This window comes from Edaphovirga cremea (genome assembly GCF_003332275.1).
GTDB classification, from domain to species: domain Bacteria; phylum Pseudomonadota; class Gammaproteobacteria; order Enterobacterales; family Enterobacteriaceae; genus Edaphovirga; species Edaphovirga cremea.
In genome coordinates, this window is record NZ_QOVA01000044.1 from 1 (window position 1) to 9924 (window position 9924).

Annotated in this window: 7 protein-coding genes; all 7 read left to right on the plus strand. The window is 49.4% G+C overall.

The annotated features are described in order from the left end of the window. The first annotated feature begins 139 nt into the window (after positions 1-139). Positions 140-790, plus strand: a complete 651-nt coding sequence (locus tag DRI82_RS23105; RefSeq protein ID WP_281269806.1) for an oligosaccharide flippase family protein — start codon at positions 140-142, stop codon at positions 788-790. Beyond that, on the plus strand, positions 771-1619 hold the full coding sequence (locus tag DRI82_RS23110) for an ATP-grasp fold amidoligase family protein (protein WP_114196241.1): 849 nt from the start codon (positions 771-773) through the stop codon (positions 1617-1619). The genes DRI82_RS23105 and DRI82_RS23110 overlap by 20 nt, the downstream gene beginning before the upstream one ends. 130 nt (positions 1620-1749) lie before the next feature. Further along, complete coding sequence (locus tag DRI82_RS23115) at positions 1750-2520, plus strand: glycosyltransferase family 2 protein (protein ID WP_114196242.1); 771 nt, start codon at positions 1750-1752, stop codon at positions 2518-2520. A gap of 368 nt (positions 2521-2888) precedes the next feature. Continuing rightward, positions 2889-6668, plus strand: a complete 3780-nt coding sequence (locus DRI82_RS23120) for a nitrate reductase subunit alpha (protein WP_114196243.1) — start codon at positions 2889-2891, stop codon at positions 6666-6668. Continuing rightward, a complete protein-coding gene (gene narH / locus DRI82_RS23125) occupies positions 6665-8215 on the plus strand; it encodes a nitrate reductase subunit beta (protein ID WP_114196244.1) in 1551 nt (516 codons plus the stop codon). The genes DRI82_RS23120 and narH overlap by 4 nt, the downstream gene beginning before the upstream one ends. Further along, entirely contained in the window at positions 8208-8945 is a 738-nt protein-coding gene (gene narJ, locus DRI82_RS23130) for a nitrate reductase molybdenum cofactor assembly chaperone (RefSeq protein WP_114196245.1), read from the plus strand. Before narH ends, narJ begins: the two co-directional genes overlap by 8 nt. Before the next feature lie 2 nt (positions 8946-8947). Beyond that, positions 8948-9625, plus strand: coding sequence for a respiratory nitrate reductase subunit gamma (gene narI / locus DRI82_RS23135; protein WP_114196246.1), 678 nt, complete (start codon positions 8948-8950; stop codon positions 9623-9625). The last annotated feature ends 299 nt before the right edge of the window (positions 9626-9924 follow it).

Below are 9924 nucleotides of genomic sequence, written 5' to 3' on the forward strand. Positions count from 1 at the left end.
ATGTGCTGTTGTGGTTTAATCTTGAACACGAACTCGAAGTTCGAGCAGGGACCACAAACTCACAACAGCACCCCCGATGATCAGTCAGGGGATTATCGCTCTGTTAAAGTGATAATCAAGATATAAGGTTGGGCTGCCGCTGGCGATTTCTACACTGTCGATCGTCATCTTTACCCGAATAGACCAGATCATGTTGGGGAGCATGGTAGGTACGCACGCCGTTGGATTATATGGTGCTGCAATCAGTTTGAGTCAGGGGTGGGCGTTTGTTCCCATGGCATTGCTCACCTCGCTAATGCCCTCGATTGCCAGGCAGCGAACCTGGGACGAGCAGCGCAATCTGATCAGGTTGATGTATTTGGTCATTCTCGCCTGTTCACTGCCAGTAGTCTTGTTACTGGGGTACTTTGCAGAGCCCCTGGTGTTGATGTTATTTGGTAGTGCTTATGCGGAGTCGGCGACGATTATCCCCATTTGTGCAGTAACGATGCTCTTTGCTTTATTGGGTACATTGTCGTATCGGGTAATAGTTCTTTTTTCCGGCTATCGCTTTATCGCGATTAAAATGCCGCTGGTGGCACTGATAAACATCGCCTTGAACTACTTATTAATTCCGAAGTTTGGATTGAAGGGCGCCGCAATATCGACATTACTGGCAGAGTTTTGTTCCTTCTTTGTGCTGAATATGTTTTTCCAAAAAGGGAAAATCACCGCTCTGCAGTTGACCTGTTTTCAATGTATTCCTCTGATGACGAGAAGGGTAATAAGTCATGTTAAGAAATATAGCTAAAAAAATATATCATTCGTTGCCTGATACATTCTATCATCAGATAACGTATTATCGAATTTTTAAGAAGTTGCCAAATTTATCACGACCACTATTATTTAGCGAAAAAATTTTGGCTAGAAACATGAAGCCAAAGAAAATCTACACCAAGCTCGCAGATAAGCTTCAAGTGAGAGAGTATATAGAAGGTGTCATTGGTGAAAAATATCTAATAAATTTATATGGTACAAGTGAGGAATTAACGTACGCTGTATATAAAAATTTACCAAATGCTTTTGTTGTGAAGGCAAATCATGGAAGTGGATTTAACGAAGTGGTGTTTGATAAAACAAAAACTAATTACGAAGATCTATACGAGTTGACTTCAAGTTGGTTAAACTGTAATTTTTATAAAATGACTAAAGAAAAACACTATGATGCCATAAAGCCTTGTCTTATTTTCGAAGAGCTTTTGTTGGTTGGTGATTCAGTCCCTAACGATTTGAAGTTTCACTGTTTCAATAAAAATGGTGTGATTAAAGTTTTTATCCAGGTGGACTATAGTCGTTTTGGTGTTCATCGTCGCGATATATTTGATTGTGATTGGAATCGAACTGAAATACGGCTTGGTTTAAGGAATAATCCAGAGCCGATGTTGAAACCAAAAATGTTGGAAGAAATGGTATCTTTGGCTACGCGTATTGCAAATCAATTCTCTTATGTTCGTGTGGATTTCTATGAGGTTGGGGATAAAATCTACTTCGGCGAGCTAACCTTTACTCCTGGGGGTGGTTTGTGCCAAATGCGTCCACCAACGGTTCAGCGTGAGTGGGGAAGTTATTTCGAAGATTAAATTTGGCTCTATTGGCTAGCGAAGTATTCAATAATAAAAACAAATTACAGCAATCCCATATTTCTAAAAGATTCCTCTGGGATACTTTTATCGAAGATTGGGCAATGAAGAATATTGACAGAGAGGGTATATGGAAAAGGTATCAGTAATACTGCCCGTTTATCTTAATGGAAACGGACTTCAGGACTCAATTCAAAGCATATTGAGTCAAAGTTATACGGACTTCCATCTCTATATTATTGACGATGTATTGGATGGGACAGTTGAAACGCAAATACAGCATTTTAACGACGAAAGAATCAGCTATCACAAGAATACGGGTATTGGTGGTCGGGCAGCGGCCATTAACCGGGGGATTGTGCTGGCGAAAGGGGATTATATCGCCTTCAGCGCCTGTGGTGCATTATGGGCGGAGGATAAACTGTCCATACAGGTCGGTATATTGAAAACCAACCGTTACGATGTGGTTTGTTCCAAATATGCCAGATCAAAAAATCAGGACTTGCCGCCTCCTGCCAAAATGGACGCCAGAGAAGAACTGATCAGTTATAAAGCGTTGTTGAGGAATAATAAAGTGGCCTGCTTTACCTCAATCTACAATGCGAAAAAAGTGGGCAAGGTCTATGTGGAAGACGTGGCTCAGGCGGAATACTTAATGTGGCTGTCGATCCTTAGCCGCGCAGCCAATAATACGGCGTTCTGCTTCCCGGATCCGCTGGTGATTTATCACCCTCAATCACAAAAAGCAATGCGCTCGTCCAAACAGGCTTCAGGATGGAAGTGGGGGCTATATCGCACTAACTTAAAGTTGCCCTATCATAAATCGTTCTACTACTACTTCTCGAATGTCACTAACTCAATGATAAAATATGCACAGGGCTGGAATACCCCACAGCTCTGAGGTGTTCCCCCAAACGCCTGGATAACAGACGGATCGGTTAAGCATATTGCCTGGTCCGCAGCGTTACACATTTTGGCTACCCCCAATAGCCGGCGTACAGAGACGGTCTGCCTCTGTGCGCCTTTTTTTTGTTTTTAACTCTATTAATCAATAATATAAATCTTCATTACACTCTGCCACTTTGGTGGTATTTGCGTGCAACCCCTCCCTAAGTTCCTCCTGATGACTTGATCGCAATCAATTTGACACGCACCAGTGCTGACTACTCTAGCGGCAATTTGAGCAATGTCATTTTCGATTCATTTGATTCACAACTATTCGATTCACAACAACAGAAGTCACAAGACTTCGCATCAGGAGAAGTCCGGATGAGCAAATTTCTAGATCGGTTGCGTTATTTCAAACAGTTGGACGCACCATTTTCCGATGGCCATGGCCAGACAATGAATACCAACCGTGATTGGGAAGATGGCTATCGCAGTCGCTGGCAGCACGACAAAATTGTACGTTCAACGCATGGCGTGAACTGCACCGGTTCGTGCAGTTGGAAAATCTACGTCAAAAATGGGCTGGTAACCTGGGAAACCCAGCAAACCGATTATCCTCGTACCCGTCCGGACTTGCCGAATCACGAACCGCGTGGCTGCCCGCGGGGAGCCAGCTATTCCTGGTATCTCTATAGTGCCAACCGTTTGAAATATCCCCTGATGCGCAAGCTGCTGCTTAAACTTTGGCGAGAAGCCAAAATCATGCACAGCGATCCTGTTGATGCCTGGGCGTCGATCATGAACGATGCCGAGAAAAGCAAAAGCTATAAACAGGCACGCGGGCGCGGTGGATTTGTGCGTTCAAGCTGGCCGGAAGTGAATGAACTGATTGCTGCATCGAATGTATATACCGCCAAAACATTTGGCCCTGACCGTATTATCGGTTTTTCACCGATCCCGGCGATGTCGATGGTTTCCTACGCCTCTGGTGCACGCTATCTGTCGTTGATTGGGGGGACCTGTCTGAGTTTTTACGACTGGTATTGCGATCTTCCACCGGCCTCACCCATGACCTGGGGTGAGCAGACTGACGTCCCTGAATCGGCAGACTGGTATAACTCGTCATACATTATTGCCTGGGGTTCAAACGTACCGCAGACACGTACCCCTGATGCCCATTTCTTTACGGAAGTTCGCTATAAAGGCACCAAAACCGTCGCCGTCACCCCGGATTACGCTGAAGTGGCGAAGCTGTGCGATCAGTGGCTGAATCCGAAGCAGGGTACTGACAGCGCGATGGCATTGGCGATGGGGCACGTTATTCTGAAAGAATTTCACCTTGAGCGTCAGAGCAGCTATTTCCTTGACTATGTGCGCCGCTATACCGACATGCCAATGCTGGTACTGCTGGAGCCTCGTGACGGTGGCTACTATGCAGCTGGCCGTATGCTGCGTGCCGCCGATCTGGTCGATTCACTGGGACAGGACAACAATCAACAGTGGAAGACAGTTGCCATTGATGAAACACGTAACGAATTGACCGCGCCACAGGGGGCGATTGGTTTCCGCTGGGGAGAGAAAGGGAAATGGAATCTCGAACAACGTGACGGTGTCACTAATGCAGAGGTCAAACTCCAGCTCAGTATGATTGAGAACCATGATGAGGTGGTTGATGTTGGCTTCCCGTACTTTGGCGGGACTGAAAGTGAACATTTCAAGAACGTTAAGCTCGATGAGATTTTGCTCCACAAACTGCCGGTGAAACGCCTGCAACTGGCTGATGGCAGTGAAGCCCTCGTCGCCAGCATCTACGATTTGACGTTGGCAAACTATGGTATTGAGCGCGGTCTGAATGATGAAAACTGCGCGCAAAACTACGACGAAATCAAAGCCTACAGCCCGGCCTGGGCAGAAAAAATCACCGGTGTGTCCCGTCAGAATATCGCCCGTATTGCTCGTGAATTTGCAGATAATGCAGACAAAACCCACGGACGCTCGATGATCATCGTGGGTGCCGGTATGAACCACTGGTATCACATGGATATGAATTACCGTGGCCTGATCAATATGTTGATCTTCTGCGGTTGCGTGGGTCAGAGCGGCGGCGGTTGGGCGCACTATGTCGGCCAGGAAAAGCTTCGTCCACAAACCGGTTGGCTACCACTGGCATTTGGTCTCGACTGGCAGCGCCCGGCACGTCAAATGAACAGTACGTCATTTTTCTATAACCACTCCAGCCAGTGGCGTTATGAAACGGTCGCCCCGCAGGAGTTGCTGTCGCCACTGGCGGATAAATCACGCTTTACCGGCAGTATGATTGATTTCAACGTCCGTGCCGAGCGTATGGGCTGGTTGCCGTCTGCACCGCAACTTAATGTCAATCCGCTGCATATCGCCGGGCAGGCTCAGGCTGCGGGTATGACACCGGTGGATTATACGGTTGAGAGCCTGAAAAAGGGGTCGCTGCGCTTTGCTGCCGAGCAACCGGACGACCCGCAAAACTTCCCGCGAAATCTGTTTGTCTGGCGTTCGAATTTACTCGGTTCGTCCGGTAAAGGTCACGAGTACATGCTGAAGTATCTGCTGGGTACCGAAAATGGCATTCAGGGTGAAGATCTGGGTATACAGGGCGGTGTGATGCCAGAAGAGGTGGAGTGGTGCGACCAAGGGGGTGAAGGAAAACTCGACCTGGTCGTTACGCTCGATTTCCGCATGTCCAGCACCTGCCTCTATTCCGATATCGTGTTGCCAACCGCAACCTGGTACGAAAAAGACGACATGAATACCTCGGATATGCATCCATTTATTCATCCACTCTCGGCGGCGGTCGATCCTGCATGGGATTCGAAAAGTGACTGGGAGATCTATAAAGGCATTGCCAAAGAGTTTTCCCGCGTCTGCCAGGGTCATCTGGGAAAAGAGACGGATGTTGTCACACTGCCTATCCAGCACGACTCTGCGGCCGAACTGGCGCAGCCATTGGGCGTGGAAGAGTGGAAAAAAGGCGAGTGTGAACTGATCCCCGGAAAAACGGCACCGCATATTATGGTGGTGGAACGCGATTACCCGAATACCTATGAACGCTTTACGTCTCTCGGCCCGCTGCTGGACAAACTTGGCAATGGGGGTAAAGGCATCAATTGGAATACCCAAACTGAAGTCGATTTCCTGAAAAAACTCAACTACACCAAAGCAGAGGGCGCAGCGATCGGACGTCCCAATATCAACACCGCGATTGATGCTGCCGAGGTGATTCTTTCCCTGGCACCGGAGACCAATGGTCAGGTGGCGGTAAAAGCCTGGGCCGCGCTGAGCGTTATTACCGGTCGCGATCACAGCCATCTGGCGCTGAATAAAGAAGATGAGAAGATTCGTTTCCGCGATATTCAGGCGCAACCACGCAAGATTATTTCCAGCCCGACCTGGTCCGGCCTGGAGGACGAACATGTTTCCTACAGCGCCTGCTACACCAACGTTCATGAGTTGATCCCTTGGCGTACGCTCTCTGGCCGCCAACAGTTGTATCAGGATCACGAGTGGATGCGCGCATTTGGTGAAAGCCTGCTGGTGTATCGTCCGCCGATCGACACCCGTGCAGCGCAGCCGTTGCTAAACAAAAAACCAAACGGTAATCCGGAGAAAGCGCTTAACTTCCTGACGCCACACCAGAAATGGGGCATTCACTCCACGTACAGTGACAACCTCCTGATGCTGATGCTGACGCTGTCCCGGGGTGGCCCGATAGTCTGGCTGAGCGAAGACGACGCCAAAGAGCTGGGCATTGCGGATAACGATTGGATTGAAGCCTTCAACGCCAACGGCGCGTTGACCGCCCGTGCGGTGGTCAGCCAGCGTATTCCGGCAGGGATGACCATGATGTACCACGCGCAGGAACGTATCGTGAATATTCCGGGATCGGAAATCACCAGCCAGCGCGGCGGTATCCATAACTCGGTAACCCGCGTTTGTCCGAAACCGACCCATATGATTGGTGGATATGCGCAATTGACCTATGGCTTCAACTACTACGGCACCGTGGGTTCAAATCGGGATGAATTTGTGGTGATTCGCAAGATGGACAATATCGACTGGTTAGATGGCGAAGGTAATGACTATGCGCAGGGCAATGCTGCGGCACGCCAACAGGGGAAAGCAAAATGAAAATTCGTTCTCAAGTCGGCATGGTGCTGAACCTCGACAAATGTATCGGCTGCCACACCTGTTCGGTAACCTGTAAAAACGTATGGACCAGCCGGGAAGGGATGGAATACGCCTGGTTCAACAACGTTGAAAGCAAACCCGGTGTGGGGTATCCGCACGCCTGGGAAGATCAGGAGAAATGGCAGGGCGGCTGGATCCGCAAGATCAACGGGAAACTTCAACCACGGATGGGGGGACGCGTTGGTTTGCTGTCGAAAATTTTTGCCAACCCCCATGTGCCGGAAATTGACGACTACTACGAACCTTTCGACTACGACTATCAAAATTTGCATACCGCGCCACAAGGCAAACACCAGCCGATCGCCCGTCCGCGTTCGCTGATTACCGGCAAGCGGATGAATAAAATCGAAGGTGGCCCGAACTGGGAAGAGATTCTTGGCGGTGAATTCGAGAAACGCTCGAAGGATAAGAACTTCGACAATATGCAGAAGGCGATGTACGGCCAGTTCGAAAACACCTTCATGATGTACTTGCCACGACTGTGCGAACACTGCCTCAATCCGGCGTGTGTGGCGACGTGCCCAAGCGGTGCAATTTATAAGCGTGGCGAAGACGGCATAGTGCTGATCGATCAGGATAAATGCCGTGGTTGGCGTATGTGCCTGACTGGCTGTCCGTACAAAAAAATCTACTTTAACTGGAAGAGCGGCAAATCAGAAAAATGCATTTTCTGTTATCCGCGCATTGAATCCGGCATGCCGACGGTCTGCTCGGAAACTTGCGTTGGTCGTATCCGCTATTTGGGCGTACTGCTGTATGACGCCGATCGTATTGAGCAGGCGGCGGCGGTAGAAAACGATAAGGATCTCTACCAGAGTCAACTGGACATTTTCCTCGATCCGAACGATCCGCAAGTGATTGCCCAGGCACTGGAAGATGGCATTCCGCAGGGGGTGATTGAGTCAGCACAGCAGTCACCGGTCTACAAAATGGCCATGGACTGGAAGCTTGCGCTGCCGCTGCACCCGGAATATCGCACCTTGCCGATGGTGTGGTATGTGCCGCCATTGTCGCCCATTCAGTCCGCAGCCGACGCCGGTGAACTGCCGCACACGGGGATTTTGCCTGACGTCGAACGCCTGCGTATTCCTGTGGAATATCTGGCTAATCTATTGACGGCGGGCGATACCGCACCGGTGCTTTTGGCGTTGAAACGCATGCTGGCGATGCGTCATTACAAACGTGCTGAGACGGTTGATGGCGTTAACGATACCCGTGCGTTGGAGCAGGTAGGTTTGACCGAAGCACAGGCGCAGGAGCAGGAGATGTACCGCTACCTCGCCATCGCCAACTACGAAGATCGCTTTGTGATCCCATCGAGTCATCGTGAGTTGGCACGCGAGGCATTCCCTGAAAGCAAGGGATGTGGTTTCAGTTTTGGTGATGGTTGCCATGGCAGTGACACCAAATTCAATCTGTTCAATAGCCAGCGCATTGATGCAATTGATATCAGCAGCAAAACCAATAAAGAGGCTCAGCATGATTAGTCTTAAAGTGATTGGCCGATTGCTTGATTATCCCGACGAAAATTTGTGGACGCATCAAGGCGAATTGGTGGTGGCACTTGAGGAAGCGTCAGAGTTGAATTTGCAAAACTCCGCCAAATTAATTGAATTTATTCGGAATTTTTGTGCTGGCGATCTGTTGGATACCCAGGCGGCCTATTGTGAGTTATTCGATCGCGGCAGGGCAACATCACTGCTGCTTTTCGAACATGTGCACGGTGAGTCCCGCGATCGGGGTCAGGCGATGGTCGATCTGCTGGCTCAGTACCGTGAGGCAGGACTGGAGCTCGACAGTCGTGAATTACCGGATTTTCTGCCGTTGTATCTGGAATACCTTTCTAGCCGTCAGGCCGATCAGGCAAAAGGGGGATTGCAGGATATCGCCCCGATCCTGGCGCTGATTGCTGCACGTTTACGTCAGCGGGAAAATCATTATGCGTTGTTGTTTGATGTGTTACTGAGTTTATCTGGCAGTGAATTGCGCAGCGAGAGCCTCAGCACATCGGTGGCGGGTGAAGCCCGCGACGATACCCCGGCGGCGTTGGATGCGGTTTGGGAAGAAGAGCAGATCAAATTCCTGGGTGAGGAGGGTTGTGCCTCGGCACAGCAAACCACCCATCAGCGTCGTTTCGCAGGCGCGGTAGCCCCGCAATATCTCAGCCTTGATCAGGCCGATGCACGGCATCGGCCTGCCAGTACAGAAGGAAAATAATCATGCATTTTCTCAACCTGTTCTTTTTTGATATTTATCCTTATCTGGCCGGTGCGATATTTTTGATCGGCAGTTGGTTGCGTTATGACTACGGTCAATACAGTTGGCGCGCGGGTTCCAGTCAAATGCTGGATAAAAAGGGCATGCGTCTGGCCTCGAATTTGTTTCACGTCGGTATTCTGGGGATTTTCTTCGGACATTTCTTTGGCATGTTGACGCCACACTGGGTGTATGAACCTTTTCTGTCAGTCGAGTTGAAGCAAAAGATGGCGATGTTTGCTGGTGGCATATGTGGTGTGATGATGCTGGTCGGCGGAGGACTGTTGTTGAAACGCCGCCTGATGAATCCGCGTATCCGCGCAACGTCCAGCGTTGGTGATATTCTGATTCTTACGCTGTTGGTGGTGCAGGTGTGCCTTGGTTTACTGACCATTCCGTTCTCTGCGCAGCACATGGACGGCAGTGAGATGATGAAGCTGGTGGGTTGGGCACAGGCGGTGGTGACATTCCATGCCGGGGCGTCGGCACATTTGGACGGCGTGGCCATGATTTTCCGCATTCATATTATTTTGGGTATGACGTTGTTTGTATTGTTTCCGTTCTGCCGGTTGGTTCATATCTGGAGTGCGCCAGTGGAGTATTTGACCCGTCGTTATCAGGTGGTGAGGAATCGGCGATAAAGGTGGGAGCGGGGTAAATGAGCCCCGGTGCTCATTTTGGGGCAACGTCAAAAGATAGCTTTGTTGGTTGAACGCTTTGACTATGTTGTTGTTCTTTAAGTATTATGTTTGGCGTTCAAGATACCGTCTTGTCACCTTAGTTGGCAAGACGGTATCTTGAATGCCTGCTTCACGGCAGAAGAATGAAAACCAAGCCAAAGCATTCAACTAACAAAGCTATCTTGTGACCTTCACGTACATTGAAATACAAGATTCAAGTAGAAAACAAAACTCACCTCAACCGAAACCTGCTCCGAGCC